The organism is Streptomyces griseus subsp. griseus, from assembly GCF_000720255.1.
Lineage (GTDB): Bacteria > Actinomycetota > Actinomycetes > Streptomycetales > Streptomycetaceae > Streptomyces > Streptomyces griseus_I.
This window is the reverse complement of record NZ_JOJE01000005.1, coordinates 364,316-386,828: the sequence shown is the minus strand read 5'-3', so window position 1 is coordinate 386,828 and position 22,513 is coordinate 364,316. Positions and strand designations below refer to the sequence as shown.

Annotated in this window: 7 protein-coding genes; all 7 read left to right on the top strand. The window is 68.9% G+C overall.

Annotated features, from left to right (window positions below):
- Positions 1 to 51 precede the first annotated feature (51 nt).
- Entirely contained in the window at positions 52 to 1,878 is a 1,827-nt protein-coding gene (locus IG99_RS09905; RefSeq protein WP_037671948.1) for a DUF262 domain-containing protein, read from the top strand.
- The gene (locus IG99_RS09900; protein ID WP_037671944.1) at positions 1,878 to 2,918 is read left to right on the top strand and encodes a CBS domain-containing protein; all 1,041 of its coding nucleotides are present in this window, start codon (positions 1,878 to 1,880) and stop codon (positions 2,916 to 2,918) included. The genes IG99_RS09905 and IG99_RS09900 overlap by 1 nt, the downstream gene beginning before the upstream one ends.
- 161 nt (positions 2,919 to 3,079) lie before the next feature.
- The gene (locus IG99_RS09895) at positions 3,080 to 4,321 is read left to right on the top strand and encodes a protein kinase domain-containing protein (protein WP_037671943.1); all 1,242 of its coding nucleotides are present in this window, start codon (positions 3,080 to 3,082) and stop codon (positions 4,319 to 4,321) included.
- A gap of 97 nt (positions 4,322 to 4,418) precedes the next feature.
- Positions 4,419 to 7,673, top strand: a complete 3,255-nt coding sequence (locus IG99_RS09890; RefSeq protein ID WP_078947608.1) for a DEAD/DEAH box helicase — start codon at positions 4,419 to 4,421, stop codon at positions 7,671 to 7,673.
- Positions 7,674 to 8,002: 329 nt separating this feature from the next.
- Positions 8,003 to 13,303 (top strand): hypothetical protein, encoded by a 5,301-nt coding sequence (locus IG99_RS09885; RefSeq protein WP_234311788.1) that lies wholly within the window; start codon positions 8,003 to 8,005, stop codon positions 13,301 to 13,303.
- Positions 13,300 to 20,118: a DEAD/DEAH box helicase gene (locus tag IG99_RS09880; protein WP_037671941.1), complete on the top strand. Its 6,819-nt coding sequence runs from the start codon at positions 13,300 to 13,302 to the stop codon at positions 20,116 to 20,118. The genes IG99_RS09885 and IG99_RS09880 overlap by 4 nt, the downstream gene beginning before the upstream one ends.
- Positions 20,115 to 22,454, top strand: coding sequence for a UvrD-helicase domain-containing protein (locus tag IG99_RS09875; RefSeq protein WP_037671940.1), 2,340 nt, complete (start codon positions 20,115 to 20,117; stop codon positions 22,452 to 22,454). The genes IG99_RS09880 and IG99_RS09875 overlap by 4 nt, the downstream gene beginning before the upstream one ends.
- Positions 22,455 to 22,513 lie beyond the last annotated feature (59 nt).

Sequence of the window (22,513 nt, the reverse complement as noted above, 5' to 3'; positions counted from 1 at the left end):
CCTTGGTGCAATGCCTTGTCCACGAAGACACGAGGGTGGGGAACGGGGCACGTGGCAGGGCTGGACAGTGCAAATCTCAAGACGCTTCTCGGTGACGTCGCTTCGGGACGGCTTCAACTTCCCGACTTCCAGAGGGACTGGAAGTGGGACGACGACCGCATTCGGGCCATCATCGCGACCGTGACGCTCGACTACCCCCTGGGTGTCACGATGACGCTGGAGACCGGTGGCGCCTCCCGCTTCCGTACCAGGCCCCTCACGGGTGCGGAGTCGGTCGCCGAGCGGGATCCCAGTCTCCTGCTGCTGGACGGCCAGCAGCGTCTGACATCGCTCTTCCAAGCTCTGTACGTGGCCGACGCACCGGTTCGGACCGTGGACACTCGGGGTAAGTCGGTCCGCCGCTGGTACTACGTCGACATAGCGAAGGCGACCGGTTCACCGTCCGACCGCGACGAGGCGATCGTCTCTGTGCCGGAGGACCGCATCCTGCGCAGGGATTTCGGGCGGAAGGTCGTGCACGACCTCAGCGACACCGCGGGTGAGTGCGCCGCGGGACTGTTCCCCCTGAGGATCGTCTTCGACACCCAGAGGGTCAACGCATGGCGTCGCGAGTACGAGAGGGCGGACGAGGCGCAGAACTTCGATCTGTGGATCAAGTTCGAGGACGAGGTGCTGCACCCCGTCAGGTCGTTCCAAGTGCCCATGATCAATCTGTCCTCGTCGACGTCCATGGACGCCGTCTGTGCTGTCTTCGAACGAGTCAACACGGGAGGCGTCCCGCTCAACGTCTTCGAATTGCTGACCGCCACCTATGCCGGGGATCGTGAGTACACGAGTCGCACGGGCGACTACTACGACCTGCCCTCCGTCTGGCGTTCGATCAAGGAATATGTGGCGGAGCGGTACACCGTGCTCGGCCGCCTGGAGGTGGATCTCGACGACGGTCTGACCAACAGCGACTTTCTCCAGGCAGTGGCCCTGGTGAGGACATGGAACCGCAAGCTGCTCGATGCCACGGTGGGCGTCTCCTGCAAGCGGCGGGATCTGCTGGAGCTCCCATTGGAGGACTTCCAGGAGCTGGCCCCCCGTCTTCGAGACGCCTTCGAATGGGTCGGGGAGTTTCTGTTCACACAGTGCATCGTCCAGGCGGCGGACCTGCCGTACCGGACGCAGGTGGTTCCATTGGCCGCGGTCCGGGCGATCCTCGGTGAAGAACTCGACAACCCGGGCGCGATTCAGAAGATCACGCAGTGGTACTGGTGCGGCGTCCTCGGGGAGATGTACGGCGGCTCTACGGAGACCCGTTTCACCCGTGATGTGGAGCAACTGATCGCGTGGATCCGTGACGACGGCGAAGTCCCCGACACGATCGCAGACTCCCTCTTCGACCCCCAGCGCCTGTTCACCCTCAAGACCCGCAACAGCGCCGCGTACAAGGGCATCTTCGCGCTCCTGATCCGTCAGGGTGCTGTGGACTGGCACTACACCGAGAGCCCGATGGCTCCGGGCCGACTGGTGGAGTACGGCGTCGACGTGCACCAGGTCTTCCCGAAGAACTGGGTGCGCCGAAATCTCGACGAGCGTTACCCGGCCAGCTCCATCATCAACAAAACACCGTTGTCCCTTCGGGCGGCCCAGGCCCTCAGCGGTGCCCCGGCCGCGTACTTGGAGCCCCTTGCGGCGGCGGCCGACATGCGCTCCGAGTGGTTCGACGACGTGATCTCCACCCATCTCATCGACGCCAAGGCGCTGCGGGCCAACGACTACGTCGCGTTCTTCGAGGCGCGCGCCTCTGCGCTGGAGGACCTGGTCTTCCATGCCATGGGCAAGCGCACCACGGTCGTCCGCGGCACTGCTGACGAGGAGGGGGAGCGCTGATGAAGAAACCGACGACGGCGGAGCTGATCGCCCTCAAGGGGGCCGAACTCGCGCTGTCCGAACTGCTGGCCCTGTACGACGTGCGGGTGCGGCAGACCGGCATCATCCGGGAAATGAACGAGTCACTGGCAGCTGCCGGACTGACGACGCTTCCCGACTTCTCCACCTGCCCGACCCTCGCCCGGGTGCGGCTCGTGCCGGTCGCGGCCACCACGGCTGTGGCACCCGAGGAAGATCCCGCCGTGCCGGCCGATCCGCTGCCGCCGGGCGCGCTGCCTCAGCGCCTGCTGCTGGGGGAACTGCCCTCCGCCGTGGTCGGCCTGGAGTGCGTCCCCCCTGGTGCCGAGCTGAGCCAGGCCACCTATCTCATGCGCTATGAGGGCTACAACCAGATCCCCGTGGTCAGCAACATGACCGAGCTCCACGGAGTGGTCACCTGGAAGTCGATCGCCCTCATGTATGAGAACGGCTGGGAGACGACTCTGGAGAACGCCATGCAGCAGGAGTCCCTGCCGGTGTTCGACAGCAGGGAGGACCTGTTCAGCTGCCTGCCCATGCTCGTGGATCAGGGCTACGTGCTGGTACGGGGACAGGACGGCCGAATATCCGGCATCGTCACGTACCAGGAGATCGTCCGCCGGTTCCAGAACACCGCCCGGCCGTTCTTCCTTCTCGGCGAGATCGAGTCGCTGCTCCGCCGCTGGCTGGGCGCCCGTCTGGACGCGGAAGCGGTCATCGCCGTGCAGGCGACCAACCGTAAGCCGGAGCAACGCACCGGCAAGGTGGAAGACCTGATGTTCGGCGACTACGTCATGCTCCTGGACGGCGCGCAGAGAAGGACCGCACTGGCTCAGCGTGCCGACGCCAACTGGGTCGCGCTGGGCCGTCCCGCACTGGACCGCGGCCAGTTCGTCCACCATCTCCAGCGGGTGCAGGCCATCAGGAACCGGATCGCTCATTTCGACGACGATCCGCTGCCGCCGGAGGACATGAGGGACCTGACCTCGTTCGCCCGGCAGCTTCGGGACTGCGTACGGTGAGCAGGGGTCGAAAGCGGGCGTCACTTATGGCCCGGCCCCGCGTTCGCCGATGTCAGAGGCCGTGAACCCGATGACGGCATTCGGCCGCAGCGATAAGGTGATCCTTCGGTGAAAGTGTGACGTGCCTGGACAGGTGGGCACGAGAGGGTGACGCGGCAGAGATGACTGAGGTGCCCGCGCAGATCGGCCGGTACACGGTTGAGCGCGAACTGGGCGCGGGGGGCATGGGACAGGTCTATCTGGCCTACTCGCCCGGCGGCGACCCGGTCGCGGTGAAGGTGATCAGGAACGACCGGCTCGATCAGGCGACTCGGGCGCGCTTCGAGAGAGAGGCGTTGATCGCCCGGACGGTCGTCGGAACCAACCGGGTGGCCCGTTTCCTCGACGCCGATCCCTATGCCGACGAACCGTGGATGGCTGTCGAGTACGTGCCAGGCCGGACCGTCCAGGAGCAGGTGGACAGCGCCGGTACCCTCCCGGTGCCGCTGGTTGCCAGTCTCGGCGCGCTCCTCGCCGAAGGCCTGGGGGCGGTGCACGCCGTCGACCTCCTGCACCGCGATCTCAAGCCGCAGAACGTCATGCTCGGCGAGTACGGTCCGATCCTGATCGACTTCGGGCTGGGCGCGTTCCTGGACGCGGGCAAGGACACTCTCACGCACGACGGCATGATCATCGGCACGGTTCGCTGCATGCCGCCGGAGCAGGCCCTCGGCCGTTCCCGGGTGAAGACCCCGGCCGATGTGTACGGCCTGGGCACGGTCCTGCTGTACGCCGCCACCGGCCACTACCCGTACGACGGCCGGGGCTGGCCGGCGATCGTCGCCCAGGTGACCGACGAGACCCAGCCACCGGACCTCTCGGGACTGCCCGAGGCGCTCGTCCCGTTGGTCACGGCGATGCTCGCCCACGCCCCGGAGGAGCGGCCCGCCCTCGCGGAGGTCACGGACCGGTGCGTGGCGCTGATGAAGGACGCGGGACTCACCCCTGTCGAGGCGCGGTACGCACTGATCGACGTAGCTGCTCCCTTCCCCGGAGGGGAGGGGCGCACCGGGCCCTCGCCATCGGTGTGGGAGCGCATCGCGGTCCAGTACGGCGATGCGCCCGACGTGCACACGCAGGTCGTGGACGAGGATGGTGTCGACAGTCCGCTGGACCGCCCTGCCCGCCCCGACCCCGTCGAGGACGGAGCGGAACCCGAGTCCTCCGGTGCGTCAGGGGTGGACGAGAGCCACACCGGGGCCGCGGTCGTACCGTCGGACGACAGTACGGATCGCGGGGACGCCTCCTCCCGCCCTACCGAGCGGGCGCCTGCCGATCCGCCCCGCAGACCCGGCCGGAAACCGGCATCGCAGAAGGTGGCCGAGGAACTGAGAGCCCGGTACGCGATGCAACCGGCCCTGTGACATGCGGTGAGCGGGCAGGGCGATTCCCACGAGTGCCGAGGCGGCGCGTCAGTGCCGGCAGCGGGCGAGAACACCGGAAAGCGGCAGTGAGAACGGTATGCGGGACGTCAAGGACGACGAGGGAACGGAGCGTTTTGTGAGCGGTGCGGGGGCGGGCGACAGCACGACGGTGGCGGGCCAGGGGACCTTCGATTCGGTGGACGGCTCGTCGGTTCCAGAGCAGACCGCACCGGACGCCCCCTCCGTTGTCGGGCCGCGCTCGCGCCGTCCCAGGTTCGCCCCCGGGTCCCAGGTCGTGGTGCGCAACGAGCAGTGGCTGGTCAAAAAGGTCGCCGACACCAGGTACGACGGCTGGATGGTCGAGGTCACCGGAGTCTCCTCCCTGGTGCGCGGCATGGACGCCGTCTTCTACGAGAAGCTGGACCACATCGAGCCGATCGACCCCGACAAGACCCGTCTGGTTCCCGACGCCTCGCCGAACCACCGCAAGGCGCGCCTCTACCTGGAGGCCGTCATCCGTAAGACCGCGCTGCCGCAGACCGAGCACGGACTCGCGCTGGTCGGCAACTTCCTGATGGACCAGCAGACGCACCAGCTCCGCCCCGCCGAGCTGGCCCTGTCCAAGGACAACCCCCAGCCGCGCGTGCTCATCGCGGACGTGGTGGGTCTCGGCAAGACCCTGGAGATCGGCATCCTCCTCGCCGAACTGATCCGCCGGGGCCGAGGCGAACGCATCCTCGTGGTCACTCCGGCGCACGTCCTGGAGCAGTTCCAGCGCGAGCTGTGGACCCGCTTCTCCATCCCGCTCGTCCGCCTCGACTCCACCGGCATCCAGCGCATCCAGCAGGACATCCCGGCCGGCCGGAACCCGTTCGCCTACTTCAAGCGGGCGATCATCTCCGTGGACACCCTCAAGAGCGACGTCTACGCCCACCACCTGGAGAACACCGAGTGGGACGCCGTCGTCATCGACGAGTCGCACAACCTGGTCAACCGGGGCACGAAGAACAACGGCCTGGCCCGTCTCCTCGCCCGCCGCAGCGACGCCTTCGTGCTGGCCTCCGCCACCCCCCACAACGGGGACGGCGAGTCGTTCGCCGAACTGATCGGCATGCTGGACGACGCGGCGATCGCCGACTCGTCGTCGTACGACGTGAACGACCTCAAGCACCTGTACATCCGCCGCACCAAGACGGATCGCGAGGTCCGCGACTCCCTCAAGGGCGAATGGGCGGACCGTGGTCCGTCCAAGCCGGTGTTCGCCAAGGCGACCGAGAAGGAAGAGGCGGTCCTGGCGGAGCTCGCCGCGCGGTGGATCCCGCGCGACCCGGCGGCCTCCTCCGTGTGCGTGGACTCGATGGTCGCCTACAACCTGCTGAAGGCGTTCCTCTCCTCCCACCGCGCCTTCCAGGTCTCCGTCGCCGCCCGGACCAAGACCCTCGAGAAGCCCCTGAAGGGCCGCAAGGGCCAGGACCCTGCCCAGCTGGAGGCGGCGCGGCAGATCGAGCGGAAGGCGATCGTCGACCTGGCCCGCCTCGCCGACGACCTCGGCGACGACGACTCCTCCAAGCTCGACGCCCTGGTCGAGGTCCTGAAGGACATCGGTGTCGGCCCCGGTTCGGACACCCGTGTCGTGGTCTTCTCCGAGCGCATCCCCACCCTGAAATGGCTGGCCGAAACCGTCCCGGCCCGGCTCGGATTCCCGCGGGTGAAGCAGTCGGACCAGGGCGAGAAGGAATCCAAGCCCTGGAAGGCGTACGGCGGGGTCGTCGAGGTCATGCACGGCGACGCCACCGGCGAGCAGGAGCAGCAGCGCATCGTCGAGGAGTTCGGCCTGGCCACGAAGCCCGTCCGGCTCCTGTTCACCGGCGACGTGGCCTCCGAGGGCGTCAACCTGCACCAGCAGTGCCACGAGCTGGTCCACTACGACCTTCCCTGGTCGCTGATCCGCATCGAGCAGCGCAACGGCCGTATCGACCGCTACGGGCAGAAGAAGAACCCCCGGTTCCGGGCCCTGGTGCTCACCAGCGGCGTGGAGTGGCGCACCGACGACGCGACCGGTGAGCCCCTGCCGCTCGACGACCGCCTCGTCGGCGCGAAGCTGCTCGCCCGCGAGGAGGAGGCCCACCGCATCGAAGGCACGGCGGAGGCGGTCACCGGGATCTACAAGGCGAAGGAGGAGGAGGACCGGCTCACCCGCGACCTCATCGCCGGACGCACCGTCGAGGAGTCGATCGAGCAGTCGTCGTCGACGTCGGGCGGCGGAGTGAAGGCCATGCTGGCCAGGGCGATGGGCAACGTCGGAGCGAAGAAGCCGACGGACGACGTGCCGCGCGCCACCGTGCCCGGCCTGTTCGGCACGGTCGGCAGCGGCACCGCCACCGCCGACTACTTCGACGAGGCCCTCCGCCAGGTCTGCCACCCCAACAGCCCCGAAAACGCCCTCAAGCTCCGGCGCGAAGGGGACGGCACCCTCGCCTTCCAGCCGCCGCCGGACCTCCTCCACCGTCTGAAGGCCCTGCCCAAGTCCTATCTGACCGAGCAGGAGATCCTCCCCACGGCGAACAAGGAGGCACGCATCCGCCTCACGTTCGACAAGGGCCTCGCCGGCAAGCGCCTGAAGGTGGCCCGCGAGGAGTCCGACAGCCAGTGGCCGAACGTCAGTTACGTCTCCGACGTGCACCCCGTCCTGGACTGGGTCACCGACAAGGCGCTCGCCGCGCTCCGCCACGACGAGGCGTTCGTGCTCGCCTTCGACCCGGACCGCGGCAAGGCGGCCGCCATCGATCCGGAGCTGCCCGCCGCGCTCGACGGCCCGGTCTACCTCCTCCAGGGCATCTACTCGAACAAGGCCGGACGTCCCACCGTCGTCGAGTGGATGGCCGTCACCGGCCTGCCCGACGCCCCCCGCACCTACCGCCTGGACAACGCCTTCCTCGCCGCCTGCCGGGTCGGCCCGAGCATGCCGGGGCGTAAGGCTCCGGTGAACAAGGACGCGCTCCAGCGCTGGGTGCCGTCCGCGGTCGCCGAGGCGCGGCGCTTCGTGGAGGGGCGCGAAGCCGAGTACGCGCAGCAGATCGAGGCCGTGCTCGCACCGTTCGAGAAGCGCGTCACCGAGTGGAAGCAGGCCGCGCTGTTCACCGCGGAGGCCCGCCGCTCCCAGAAGAAGAAGAACGACGTGAACCTCACGGCCGAACGGCGCCGGACGCTGATCCGCTCCCTGCGCACCTCGGGCGCCCCACTGCTGCGGCTCCTCGCCGTCCTCGAACCGCTCGCCGCCACCCCCGCACCGCCCACCACCGGTTCCGCCGCGACCGACCTGACTGACGCCGGAGAGACGAGCGCCCGATGAGCACCGACTTCGACTCCTTCTCCAACCGCGGCGAGTACCTGTCCGCGCACTACTTCGCCGAGCAGCTCGCCGACGGCCTCAAGAAGGGCGTGTTCGCGGCCTGGACGGACCGCGAGTCCGACGAGAACGACAAACGCACCACACCGCGCGTAGCCCTGCGCGGCCTGCGCTCCGTCTACCTCGACGAGAAGTTCCGGGGGTTCTTCGCCGAGCAGGCCAAGGCGGACGCGGAGGACGACGAGCACCCCGACAAGGAGGGCTTCGAGGAGCGCCTCAACACCTACGAGGACGAGGAGTGGTGCGGGCGCGTCGCCGCCTGGCACCGAAAGGTGCTCGCCGCCCTCGGCTACCCGGGTGCCGACGCCGCGGACGGTCCGCTCGAACTGACCGTCCACCGTGCCGGACGCGACCACATGGTCAAGGTCGCCTGGCACGGTGACGGCATCGTCGCCGTCGACTGCGGCTGGTCCGCGAGCAACGACACCGCCCTGGACGCCGAGGGCTACGGCCGTCTGCTCCACCCGCTGCGGACGGTGGGCAACGGCGAGACCTACGAGTCGGGCCACGCGCTCGCCACCTGGCTGTTCCAGAGCGAATTGGGCGGCGAGGGAGGCAGCGCCCCCCGCTTTGTCCTGCTGCTCTGCGGCGGCGTGATCGTCCTCGCCGACCGGCAGGCATGGGGCGAGGGACGCTACCTCGCCGCCAACGTCGATGCCGCCCTGGAGCGCTACGACCGGCGTCAGACCGGCGAACTCGCCACCATCGCCGGTCTGTTCAGCCACGACGCGCTCGTGCCGGCCGAGGACGGCAAGGGCCCCGCCATCGACGCCCTGGTCAAGGCGTCCCGTGACAACGCGGTCGGGGTCTCCGGCGAGCTGCGCCAGGGACTCCAGAAGTCCGTCGAGATCATCGCCAACGAGGTCCTTGACCGGCTGGAGGAAGCCGGTCTCGAACCTCGCGACCTCGAGAAGCCGGGGGAGCCCTTCGCCCGGCAACTGACCCGCGAGGCGCTGCGCTACCTCTACCGCATCCTTTTCCTCCTTTACGCGGAGGCCCGCCCCGAACTGGGCATCCTCCCCGCCGACGACGGCACGTACGAGGCCGGCTACTCGGTGGCGCGGCTCCGGGAGATCGTCGAGCGGGACGCCCAGCTCACGGACGAGACCGCCCGCAACGGCACCCACCTGCACGACTCCCTCGACCTCCTCTTCAACAAGGTCAACTACGGGCACCGCGAGTACGGCACCGAACCGTGGGACGAACAGGACGGCGACGACGCCGAGACCCGCAAGAAGAAGGCCAAGCAGCGCAGCGAGGGGCGCGGGCTGCGCTTCGAACCGCTGCGGAGTGAACTCTTCGAGCCGGGGGCGGTCCAGCTCATCGGCCGCGGCATCCGTGATCCGCGCCGTGACGAGGACAGCCCTGAGGGCCCGGCATGGCTCGATCTGCGTCTGCGTAACAGCGCCCTGCACGAGGTGCTGCGACTGCTGACCATGAAGAAGGCCAAGCGGCGCGGTGAGCGTGGCGGCTTCATCTCGTACCGCAACCTCGGCATCAACCAGCTCGGTGCGGTCTACGAGGGCCTGATGTCGTATACCGGCATCATCGCCGAGGAGGAGCTGAGTGAGGTCGCGAAGGGCGGTGACCCGGAGAAGGGGTCGTGGCTCGTCCCAGCCCACCGGCTCAAGGAGTACGACGAGAAGACCTGGGTCGAGTACGACGAGCGGGACCGCGAGGAGAAGGGCCTGCGTGGCCCGAAGAAGTACCCGGCGGGGACGTTCGTGTACCGCCTCGCCGGACGTGACCGGGAGACCTCCGCCTCCTACTACACCCCCGAGTCGCTGACGAAGGTCACCGTCGAACTGGCCCTGAAGCACCGCCTCGACCAGGATAAGGACGAGGCGGGTAACGTCGTCAAGACGCGGGCTTCGGAGCTGCTGAAGTACCGCATCTGCGAGCCGGCGCTCGGCTCCGGGGCGTTCCTCAACGAGGCGATCAACCAGGTCGCCGAGGAGTATCTGCGGCGACGGCAGGACGAGTTGGGCCGCTCGATCCCGACCGCGCAGGCGCTGACGGAGAAGCAGAAGGTCAAGGCGTACGTCGCCCTGCACAACGCGTACGGTGTCGACCTGAACCGGACGGGTGTGGAGCTGGCGGAGGTCTCGCTGTGGCTCAACACCATGCATCCCGGGATGCGGGCGCCGTGGTTCGGGCTGCACCTGCGGCGCGGCAACTCGCTGATTGGCGGGCGGCGCGCGGTGTACGCGGGGGAGGATGTCTCGCCGCAGAAGGGCAAGCCCGGGTGGCTGAAGGACAACGGCACCCAGGCGCCGACGCGGCTGCCGTTCCGCGACAACGAGGCAGGCGGACAGGAACTGCCGCTGCCGGACGGTGCGGTGCACCAGTTCCTGCTGCCGACGCCGGGCTGGGCCGCGGTGACGCGGGCGGGCGGTGACGCGAAGAAGCTGCTGGGGCAGCTGGCCGGGGACGGCGTCGAGCAGCTGAAGGAGTGGAAGAAGGGCATTCTCCAGAAGCCGGAGCGGAAGTACACGCAGGCCGGTACGCCGAGGATCGACCGGAAGACCGGTGACGAGGCTGCCTCCCAGTACACGCGGCTGCGGGACGCGTCGCGGCGCGCGGAGTTCCTGTGGAAGCTCGTCGTCAAGCGGATGGAGCTGTCCGAGCGGGAGATCGCCCGCAGCATCGACGTCTGGGAAGCCGACCCGCAGGACGAGGAGTTCGGGTTCCTGCGTCGGGCCGAGAACGGTGTCGGTGGGACGCGGCTGTCGAAGGAGAAGGTCTACGCGGACCTCTTCAACGCCGTGGACACGCCGTACTGGCGGCTGAAGCAGGTGATGGACGCCTGGTGCGCGCTGTGGTTCTGGCCTGTGGACAAGGCCGGTCTGCTGGATGGTACGGACGGCGAGTACGCGGCGGAGTCGATCGACGTTGAGGAGCTGCTGGGCGGGTTCGGGGAGCCGCAGACACCCCAGGCGGCCCCGGAGGAGGCGCGGCTGAGGAGCGTGCCTACACCTGCGTCTGCTCCTGCGGCGAGCGGGCCCGTGCCCCGGTTCGCTCAGGCGGGCCTGCTCTTCCAGATGGACGGTGACCAGCCCTCCCTCGACGACGCGGACATGGAGGCGGAGGGGGAGTACTTCTACGAGGTGCAGAAGGCCGGCGGCGTACCGAAGCAGCGCAAGAAGCCGACCGGTTCGGCTCCGAAGCGCCGCCGCCCCGTCATCCCGCTCAAGGACCTGAACGACTGGCTGGACTTCCTGGAGTCCATGCTCGGAGTGGGCCCGGTTCCCGAGGGCAGCATTGGATCTGACCTTGACACCCTCCAGGACTTGGGGGAGTACGAGAAGCTGCTCCTGGACGAGATGTGGATGGACCGCACCGATCCGGAGGGGCGGTACCCCTGGATGGGGGTTGTGAGGGAGATCGCGGAGGAGCAGGGCTTCCTGCATTGGGAGTTGGAATTCGCGCTCGCCTTTGCGGAGGACGGTGGGTTCGACCTTCAGATGGGGAACCCGCCTTGGGTGCGGCCCCGGTGGGACGAGGCTTCGGTGCTTGCGGAGCGAGAGCCTTGGTTCGAGCTGGAGGAGCGGGCTTCCACTGTCGCCAAGGTCAAACGCCGTGAGGAGGTGCTCAACGCCTCCGCAGCTGCGGCGTACGTGCTGGAAGAACTTACCGACAACGTCGGTCAGGTCGCACTCTTTAGTGCACCGCAGGTCTACCCCTTGTTGGAGGGAACCCAGCCCGATCTGTATCGGGCCTTCATGTGTCAGGTGTGGGACCACGCTTCGGCCCTGGGGACGACCGGATTCCTCCATTCCGGCACGCACTTCACTGGGGACAAGGAGGGAGCGCTTCGCGGAGCAGCGTATCGCAGGCTGCGAATCCATGGGGACTTCGTGAACTCGGGTCAGCGGTTCTTCCCTCTCCCCGTTGGGCACGCCACGCACTTTGGTGTGAATATCTACGGTCACCCCCAGGAGATTGACTTCGATCACCTCTCTTGGCTGGTCTCGGCCGATTCTCTACGCTTGTCGGCGGATCACGATGGTTCGGGGGAGGTTCCTGGTATCCGTTACCAGAACGCAGAGTTCGATGAACGTCCACACCGGACGCGAGTCGTGCGCATCAATAGTGAGCTACTCGCGATTTGGAGGCGGCTGCTCGGCGATACTGGGCCAGTTGAGGAAGCTCGTCTGCTGTTTCCCGTGAGCACGGCAGAGACATCCGCCATTGAAGCCCTGGCGGACTATCCACTGCGCTTGGAAGCTTTCAAGCCGCAGATCACCCGGGGGTTCGAAGAGAGCGGAGCAAAGAAGGATCGCCTGATCGACTACAATCGTCGGGACCCGGCGACCGGCAGGGAGTACGAGCCTGACCGTTGGCGTCACGTAATCCTCAAGGGCACGCAGATCAGCGTCGCCACACCGGTGTTTAAGCGGCACGACGCCAACTCCAACGCACCCTACGGTGCCGACCTTGTCTCTCTCCCTTCGGACTTCGTCCCGGACACGGAGTATGTGCGGGTGGCCGGCCGCACTCAGGAGTACCTCAAAGATCAGGATCGATGGATCGATTACCAGGCACTCGAACGGCTCCGCGCGAGCGACAAAGCTGTAGAACGTGCTCGTGCTCAGGTGGCGGCGAATGAGCACGTAGTCCTGGAGGAGGCTGATCCTGCCAAGGTGGATGCGCTCCTTGTGCAACGAGCGCGGCGACGGTATACGGCATTTTATCGAGTTGCATGGCGGAGAATGATTGCTCCAAATACGGAGCGAGCGCTTTTTGCCGCATTGATTCCACCCGGTACTGCGCATGTCCACGTAGTGAACTCGTTGGCCATGGCTAATGATCACCATTCGGCACTTGTAGCTGGTTTCTGGTCATCTCTGCCGACTGACTACTACCTCCGTATCACGGGGCGCAGTGACCTACTCGGTCGCAGCGCTCGGGCGATGCCAGCCCCAACCTCGGACCCCAAGCACCCGCTCACGTCGGCCCTCCTCCTCCGAACTCTCCGCCTCAACTGCCTCACTACCGCTTACGCCGACCTCTGGCAGGAGCTTCACGACCCCACCTGGTCGGTCTGTGAGCCCTGGGCTCTCACATGGCCTTCCATGAGGACGGAACTCCATGCCGTGACCCCGACCTGGCAGCGCGACACCCCTCTCCGCACCGAGTATGCCCGCCGTGCTGCCCTCGTCGAGATCGACGCCTTGGTGGCCGTCTGGCTCGGCATGGATGCCGACGCCTTGATCGCCGCCTACCGAGGCCGTTTCCCCGTCCTCCAGAAATACGAGGCCGCAAGCTGGTTCGATGCCGAAGGCTGGAAGCTGGCCAGCTACGCCCGCACTATCGGCCAGCGCCAGACCAAGGAAACCTGGAAGCAGTTCGAGGCCTACATGGCCGACCCCGCCTTCAAAGCCCACCAGGCCGACCCGGAGAACAACCCCGCCCCCCAAACCCCCACCCCCGACGGCTACACCGCCCCCTTCTACAAAGCCAACCGCGAGACCGAAATGCGCGAAGCTCACGCCTACTTCCAGAAGCGGCTGGATGACGCCGTGGCCGCAGGCGAGTGGGACCCGGTCAAGCAGGAGGTGCCGAAGCGGTGAGGCCGACGCTCGAAGCGGAGGGGTTGAAGGAGAGCCTGCTTCAGTACCTCTCCACTACCTACGCGCTGACCGACGAGGGTGCACGGAAGGCGCTGCACAGGTTCCTCGGGGACGACAACTCCGGCATGTTCAGGGGGCCGTTCCTCCGCCTGCGCACGCCCTTCGTCCCGGCGGACCCGTCGTGGGAGACGTACCTCGACTGGCGACGCACGGACGGCTGGACGCCGTACGCCCACCAGGCCGTGGCCTTCGATCGGCTGTCGTCCGCAGGCGGGCGGACCCCCCGGCCGACCCTCGTCACCACTGGTACCGGATCCGGTAAGACGGAGTCCTTCCTCTACCCGGTACTCGACCACTGCGCCCGCGAGAGGGCGGCCGGCCACGCCGGTGTCAAGGCCGTGTTCCTGTACCCCATGAACGCCCTCGCCACCGACCAGGCGCAGCGCATCAACGGGCTTCTCATCGACCACCCGGAGCTGAACAGGGTCCGGGCAGGGCTCTACATCGGTGAGCGCGCAGCGACCCGGTACAGCCACGTGTACACCGACCGGTACGACATGCAGGTCACGCCGCCGGACATCCTGATCACCAACTACAAGATGCTGGACCTGCTGCTCCAGCGTGCCGACGACGCCGCGATGTGGGCGGGGTCCGACATCCGGTACGTCGTCGTTGACGAGTTCCACACCTACGACGGTGCGCAGGGCACCGACGTGGCGATGCTCCTGCGCCGGCTCGCCTCCGCAGTCGGGGCCTCGGAGACGGGGCGTCCGCTCGGCCGTATCTGCCCGGTCGCCACGTCCGCGACCCTCGCCTCCGGGACGGACGCCGACGGAGCGCGGCAGTTGCTCGACGTGGCGACCCAGGTGTTCGGCACCGAGTTCACCGCCGATGCCATCGTCGGCGAACAGCGCCTGACCGTGGACGAGTTCGTGCCCAGCGACGACTTCGATCCGATCCTGCCCGTGCCGACCCCCGACGAGCTGGCGGCCCTGCCCGACCCCACGCTCGGCGAGGAGGAGTTCGCCGCTCTCGCCGAGGTCGTCACCGGGAGCCGCGACACCGATCCGTTCGCGCTCGGCCGGGTGCTGATGCGGCATCCGCTGACCGCCGCCGTGCTGCACGCCCTCGACGGGCAGGTGCGTTCCATGCCCGAGGTACTCGACCTGATGTGGCGCCGCGGTGCCCAGGCGTGGGGCCGCACCATCACCCTGCGCCCCGAGGTGGCGGCGAAGGCGCTCGCCCGCTTCGTCGCGCTGCTCTCGGTGGCCCGTCACCCGGGGTCGACGACCGAGGAGCCGCGTCCCTTCGTGCAGGTCGAGGTTCACCAGTGGGCCCGGTCGGTGTCCCGTCTCGTGCGGGGCGTGCTGCCCTGGCCCAAGGCCGAGTTCCAGTGGGACACGGCTGGCGCGCCCGAGACCTCCGAGGAGGCGGCGGCGCGCACCGCGCCCGTCACCACAGCCACCGAGGGGCAGTCGGCGAACCTCTTCCTGCCCGCCGTGTACTGCCGTGACTGCGGACGTTCCGGGTGGGCGGTCTTCACGCCGGAGTCCGACGACCTGGACGTCGAGGTCGACACGCACAAGGTCCGGCGGGCCTCGGTCAGCCAGGACAAGATGCGGGTGCGCAATCTCATCGCCGCCACCGACGGCGAGGCACGGGAAGGTTCCGGAACCGCGCCCATGGAGGGCGCGGGCCGCGCAGCCGGGCGTGCCGACGCCAACGCGCTCAGTGTGGCCGGAGCGGGTCAGCTCCGCGTCCTGGACGGGCCGAAGCGCAGGCTGCGGCTGCCCGACCCGGTCGCCGACTACGAACCGGAGACCGGCAGCCCCCGGCTCGCCGGCGCCGACTCGGCGTTCGTCCTCGTCTACCTGGGGGAGACCGCGACCACCGCCGCCGAGGAGGACTGGTGTCCGGCGTGCGGCTCGCGCAACACGATCCGCTTCCTCGGTACCGGCGCCGCCGCGCTCGCCGCCGCCTCCGTCACCCAGCTGTTCACGGGCGGGGAACTGGACGACAAGCAGGGCGAGACGAAGACCCTGATGTTCAACGACTCGGTGCAGGACGCCGCGCACCGCGCCGGCTTCGTCGCCAGCCGGTCGTACACGTTCTCCCTGCGCGCCCTGTTCAAGAGCCACCTCTCCGAGGACGCCCCGACCGCGCTGAACGACCTGATCGCCGACGTGGTCGCCGCGACCACTGACCGCACGACGCTCGCCGCCGTCGTCCCCACCGACCTGCACGACATCAAGGGCGTCAAGAAGCTCCTCTCCGGTCAGGGCCGGGGAGGGGACTACAAGACCTGGCAGCTGATCGGAGAGCGGTTCGCGTTCGAGGCGCTGATGGAGTTCGGGTTCCGCTCCCGCAACGGCCGCACCCTCGAACTCACCCGCACCGCCGCCGCCCAGGTCCGCATAGCCGACCCGACGGCCGCCGTCGACATCGTCCGGGCCGCGCACACCGCGCCGTACGGCAAGGGCGGCCAACTGCCCGTCCCCGACGCACTGGACGACGACCGCTACCTCGGGTTCCTGCGGATCTTCCTGGAGCGGCTGCGGACCCGCGGCGCCATCGGCCACCGCTGGCTGGACGGCTACCTGAAGGAAGCCGGAACCAGCCGCTACTTCATCTGGGGCAAGCGGCCCGTCGGCATGAGGGCCTTCCCCAAAGGCATCGCCGCGCCCGTCTTCCTGCTGAGCGCGCCGAAGTCGAGGAGCGAATTCGACTTCGCCACCGGACGCCTCTCCTGGTACGAGCGGTGGGCCCAGCGCAGCCTCGGCCTGCCCCGTGAGCAGGCCGCCGAGTTCTGGTCGCGGCTGCTGCCCGAACTCGTCGCCGCCGGACTGCTCGCCGCCCGCACTCCCGAGGACAGCAGCTTGCGGATCTACGGGCTCAAGCCGGGCGCCGTCGACGTCCAGCTCCTGAAGGACGCCGAGGTCAACGAGGCGTTCGTGCGCTGCCCGTCCTGCTTCTGGGAACAGACCGTCCACCCGTCCCTGCTCGGCCAGTGGGACGGCCAGAAATGCCCCGCCTACCGCTGCCGCACCGGCCGTCTCGTCGCCGGAACCCGGCCGGAAGGGCTCGGCCGGCACCAGCGCGACCGGGACCACCGCGAGGACTACTACCGCAGGCTGTACCGCAAGGCGGGCACCTACCAGGTGATCACCGCCGAGCACACCGGCATGCTCACCCGCCCGGAACGCGAGCGGGTCGAGGCGGCGTTCCGGGACGGCAGCGGGTTCAAGGACCCCAACGTGCTGTCCTGCACGCCCACCCTGGAGATGGGCATCGACATCGGCGACCTGTCGGCCGTCGTGCTCGCCGCGCTGCCCCGCCGCGCCGCCAACTACGTCCAGCAGGTGGGCCGCGCGGGACGACGTACCGGCAACGCCTTCCTCCTCACCATCCCCGACCGCAGCCGCCGGGACCTGTACTACCTCGACCAGCCCCGGGAGATGATCGCCGGGCAGATCGTGCCGCCGGGTAGCTACCTGTCGGCCATCGAGATCCTGCGCCGCCAGTACCTCGCCCACCTCCTCGACCTCGCCGCGCAGGGCAGGCTGAAGCGCGCCGACGGGCGGACGCTCGCCGCGATCCCCCGGGAAGCGCCCGCCCTCTTCGGCCCCACCGGATACCTCGAAGACCTCGTGGAGGCCGCCCTGGCCGGTGCCGCCGAGCACGTGGAGGCCTTCCTCGGCCTCTTCCCCACCGGCGTCAGCCCCCAGGCCGCCGACGAACTGCGCGCCTACGCCCGGCGCGAGCTGCGCGGCGCCGTCGAGGAGGCCGCTCGGCAGTGGAAGCGCGGGGAGGAGGAACTGCGGCGCAGGCTCACCTTCATCGACGAGGCCGTCCGCGAACTGCACGAGGACGACGACGAGCAGCGCGTGCGCAAGGCCGAACTGGAGGCGGAGCACCGGGCTGTCGGCCGACGCCTGATGAAGCGCGGCAACGTGACCGCCCAGCAGGCCCTCTGCGACCTCGGCCTGCTGCCGAACTACGCCCTCCTCGACGCCGTCACCACGCTCAACGCCACCCTCTACTGGTTCGACGGCCCCGACCCGAAGACCGGGCGGGAACGCTTCGACTCCAAGGTGCGCCCGTACGAGCGGCCCCAGCGCTACGCCCTGTCCGAACTCGCGCCCGGCAACACGTTCTACGTCAACGGCTACAAGCACCAGATCACCGGCATCGAGATCGGCAGCTCCACCCGGCCCGACTGGACGCCCTGGCGCTTCTGCCGCGAGTGCGGCTACGTCCGTACCGAGAACGCCGCCGAGGACCGCAGTCCGTGCCCGCGCTGCCACAGCACCGGCATCGCCGACGACGGCTCCTGCCTCCACCACGTGATCGAACCGACCGTGGTCACGTCGCGCGACAAGCGCGACGACGCCCGTATCGGAGACGACAAGGACGACCGCGAGCAGCGCTTCTACACCGTCGTCGACGCGGTCGACTTCCCGACGGAGCACATCCAGGCCAAAGCGTCCTGGCGGCACTCCCGCGAGACCTTCGGCGTCGACTACTCCCGCAAGGCGGTCATCCGGAGGATCAACGTCGGCCCGATGCGGTTCGACGCCCGCGCCGAGGAGGAACTGGCCGGACACGACGTCCGGTTGGCACCCTTCTACGTCTGCACCGCCTGCGGGGCGGCGAGCGCCGACGGCAAGCCCGTCTTCGACCACGACACCGACGCGCTCGACACCTCCGCCGTACGCAACCCCGCCGTCAAGCACCACCAGCCCTGGTGCCCGCTGCGCCGGGGCAAGAGGGGGCCGGACGCGCCGAAGCAGGAACCGGTGCTCCTCGCCCACCAGCTCACCACCGAGGCCCTGCGCATCCTGCTCCCGGCCGCGACCGTCCTCGTCGACGAGAAGGTCCACTCGTTCCGGGCCGCCCTACGGCTGGGCGTCGACCGGCACTTCGGCGGCGACCCCGTCCACCTGGACACCACCCTCGCCACGATGCCCGACGCGTCGACCGGTGAGAGGCGGCACTTCCTCGTCCTGTACGACCGGCTGCCCGGAGGCACCGGCTACCTGGACCGGCTCAAGAAGCCCGACGCCTTCCGCGACACGCTCGCCGAAGCGCGGCGGATGCTGATCGCATGCCCCTGCAAGGAAGAGGGACGGCGCGCCTGCCACCGCTGCCTGCACCGGCACGCGGAGGAGCGGCACCAGGACGCCGTGTCGCGCAAGGACGCGCTGGAGATCATCAACAGTCTCCTCGGTCCCGTCGACGAGGACGGCCGTCCGCTCACCGACGACGAGGGAAACCCGGTCAGCCACTGGGCCACCAAGGAGATTCCGACGACCGCGGCGATCGGCCTGGACCGGCAGGTCGAGTCCGACCTGGAGGCCCGCTTCCTCGCCGCCCTGCGCACCTGGAGCACCGGTCAGGACGACGCCGCTCTGGAGGAGAGCGGCGCGCACAGCGGCCTCCTGCGGTTCGCGGGGACCGCGGCCTGGCGCATGACCGCCCAGCGCGACGAGGAGTTCACCCGGACCGACTTCACCTTCGAGCGGACCGACGGCGCACCCCAGAAGGTGCACGTCTTCCTCGACGGTCACCGCTTCCACGCGACCCGCGCGCACAACCGGATCGCCTCCGACTGCAGGAAGCGGGACGAGCTGCGCGCAGGTGGAGCCCTCGTCTTCCAGGTCACCTGGGACGACCTCGAACTCTTCGAGAAGGGCGAACGCGCCAAGGCCCGCCCCGTATGGCCGCCCTACCGGCGCACCGGCCAGGACACCGCCAAGGACTGGTACGAGGAACTGGGCGGCGACCGCGCCGACCTCGCCGACGCCGTCTTCACCAACCCCGTCGACACGCTCCTCGGCTACCTCCGCGACCCCTCCCGGGCCCGCTGGGGGCGGCGGGCCCAGGCGCTGGTCGGCGGACTCCTCAGCGCGCCCGAACCGCTGGCCCAGAACGTCGACCCCGCGCAGGCCCGCGCGACCCTGCGCAGCGCCCTGGGCTCCCTGGCGAAGAGCGGGAACCCGGTCGCCGACGTCGAACCCGTCGCCGGGAACGGCGAGATCCTCGTCCTGTCCGCCACTGACGAACACGGCCTGCCGCTGCTCTACACGGTCGACCCGTCCGGCGGACCGGACGGCACCGCCGGGGTCGGCTGGGGCGCCCTCGCCGTACTCGACGACCAGAACGACGACGAACTCGGCACCCCCGCGCACAGACTCCGGTGGCGCTCCTGGCTCTACTGGTCCAACCTCCTCCAGTTCCTGGCCTTCACCGGCGGCGACGGCGTGCAACTCGCCGGCAGCATGGCCGCCGACTTCGCCGTGGAGGCGCTGCGGGTCGGAGGCGGCCCGGGGGAGCTGGAGACGCTCATCGCGCGGCTGCACCCGGAGACGGCAGCCCCCGGTGCCACGGCTCCCGCCGACGTCACAGAGCCGACGACGACGGACCGGTCCTCGACCTCCTCCTCGCTGGAGCAGGCGGTCGAGGGACTGCTCCGGGACGCGGCCTGGGACGAGGACATCCTCGAACTCCTCGAAGAGGACGAGCCCGACTCCGACCTCACACGGCTGGCCAAGGCACTCGCCGCGCGGGGGAAGGCAGCCCCGGTCTTCGGCTACGAGCTCGGCGACCGCGGCTGGCAGGCCGACTTCGCCTGGCCCGGCGCCACCAAGGTGGCGGTGTTCGTCGACTCCGACGCCCACGACAGCGAGGAACGCCAGAAGCGGGACGACGCCTACACCGGCGACGGCTGGACCGTGCGCACGGCACCCGACTGGCTCGACCACCTCGACACCCTGCTCACCCTGCTCCCGGACACGGAAGGCGCCACCCACCGATGACCGCACGGCTCAGCCTGTACGAGAAGGCCGAACAGGAGCTGTACAAGCTCGACCGCTCGGTCAAGGGCAAGTTCTACGACTTCTGCCACCGCTTCCGGCAGAATCCCGACCACCCCGGTCTCGACCTCAAGCCGCTCAAGGGCGACGGCCGCGTCTACCGCGCCAAGGTCGACCAGTCCTACCGCGCGCTCCTCGCCAAGATCGGCGTCGACGGCGCCGGCCGCGAGAAGTGGCTGGTCGTCGCCGTCCGGCATCGCAAGCACGTCTACGAAGAACTCTCCGTCGCGATCAACCGCATCACCGGAGAGATCGAATTCGTCGACCTCTCCGTAGTGGGTCAGAGCGTTCTGCAGCGGGCCGGGATGACGCTCACCCCGGCCGAGCAGCCGGAAGCCTTGGACGAGCCGGAGACGCCCGCCCCCGTACCGGCCACCGCCGAACACGCGGACACCTCGACCGCCGTTCCCCAGGCCGAGCCGCTCCTCGCCAGCGTCACCGCCGAAGACCTCCGTGACCTCGGCGTCGCCGAACAGCTCATAGACCTCGCCCTCGCGGTCACCGAGAGCACCGAACTCGACGCTCTCGTCTCCGGTGCCCCCCTCCTCACCAAGGACATCCTGTACGGCCTCGCCGCCGGCCTGTCCATCGCGGACGTGCGCAAGGAGATCACCGCTCCCGTCGACGTCGAACTCGACGAATCGCAGCGGAACGACCTGGACGCGGCGCTCGCCCGCACCACGGTCACCACCATCGACGACGCTCTCAAGGACATCATCGAAGAGGGCGACTTCCGCGCCTGGAAGGTCTTCCTCCACCCCGCCCAGGCCAAGCTCGTGGGCCGCCGTTGCAGCGGTCCGTTCAGGGTGTCCGGCGGCCCGGGCACCGGCAAGACCATCGTCGCCCTGCACCGCGTCAAGCACCTCGCCGAACAGCTGCCCCCCGGGCACAACAAGCCGATTCTGCTCACCACCTTCACCAAGAACCTCACCACCGACCTGCGGGCCCGCCTGGCGTCCCTGCTCGAACCCGAGCAGCTGGCCCGCGTCGACATCACGCACATCGACCAGCTCGCCGCCCGCGTCCTCAACGAGAACACCGTCGCCGGCGCCGGGAAGCAGCGCATCTACGACAGCGTCGCCCTGAACACCCTCCGCCAGGTCCTCGTCGAACTCGACGAGAAACGCTGGGACGCCGAATTCCTCTACGAGGAGTGGGAGCAGGTGATCCTCGGTCAGTCCCTGGGCACCCGCAAGGCGTACTTCGACGCGCGGCGAGCCGGACGGGGGCGGTCCGTCAGCCGGCCCGACCGGGCGCAGATCTGGAAGATCCTGGAGCAGTTCACCACCCGCCTCGACAAGGAAGGCCGCGAGACCTGGGGCCAGGCCGCCGAGCGCGCCGCCCGCTTCGAGATGCAGCGCGCCGCCAAGATCGAGCAACGCCAGGAGTACAAGGACGAGATCGGCGGCAAGGACCTCATCCACCGCGACGACAGCTCCGGCATGTACTACCTGAGCCACCGGTACAAGCATGTCGTCGTGGACGAGGCACAGGACCTCAGGCCCGCCCACTGGAAGATGCTCCGCGCCATGGTCGCGCCGGGCGAGGACGACATGTTCATCGCCGGCGACACCCACCAGCGCATCTACGATCAGCAGGTCACCCTGGGCACGGTCGGCGTCAACATCCGCGGTCGTGCGGCCCGCCTGACCCTCAGCTACCGCACCACCCGCGAGATCCTGAACCGGGCCATGGAGGTGGTGAACCCCAAGAGCGACCAGATCACCTTCGACGACCTCGACGACGGCACCGACACCCTCGACGGCTACCGCTCGGTTCTGCGCGGTCCGGCCCCCGAACTCGTCCGCTGCGAGAGCTGGGACGACGAACTCGCCCAGCTCGCCACCACCCTGCGGGCCTGGCGCCAGGAACTCGCCACCGGCGGAGCCGACGGCAAGGTCCGCGACCCCCGCGGCAACATCGCGGTGTGCGTCGCCGACCGTGAGGCCGTCAACCAGGTCATGTACTACCTGGCGACCGAGGCCGAGCTGACCGTCGCCGAACTCACCAAGGAGGGTGTCAAGGGAGACGGCGACATCCACGTCGGAACCATGCACCGCTTCAAGGGCCTCGAATACCAGAGGCTCGCCATCGTCGGTGCCCGCGACGGCGTCATCCCCCGCGCGTCCGTCGTCCAGCGTTACCGCGACACGGACCCCCGGCGCCTCGCCCGTGAGGAACTGAAGGCCCGGTCAGTGCTGTTCGTCGCGGCCACCCGCGCCCGCGACACCTTGCGGATCAGCTGGTACGGCAAGCCGAGCCCGTACCTGCCCAGGTAGGGGTGTGCGTGAGCCCTGCCGTCCTTGAGCGGGCGGCAGGGCTCTTCGCTTGACGTACG

Excerpts from the sequence above, each read along its gene's own strand:
- IG99_RS09900 (WP_037671944.1), top strand. The coding sequence starts at position 1,878 with ATGAAGAAACCGACGACGGCGGAGCTGATCGCCCTCAAGGGGGCCGAA.
- IG99_RS09895 (WP_037671943.1), top strand. The coding sequence starts at position 3,080 with ATGACTGAGGTGCCCGCGCAGATCGGCCGGTACACGGTTGAGCGCGAA.
- IG99_RS09890 (WP_078947608.1), top strand. The coding sequence starts at position 4,419 with ATGCGGGACGTCAAGGACGACGAGGGAACGGAGCGTTTTGTGAGCGGT.
- IG99_RS09875 (WP_037671940.1), top strand. The coding sequence starts at position 20,115 with ATGACCGCACGGCTCAGCCTGTACGAGAAGGCCGAACAGGAGCTGTAC.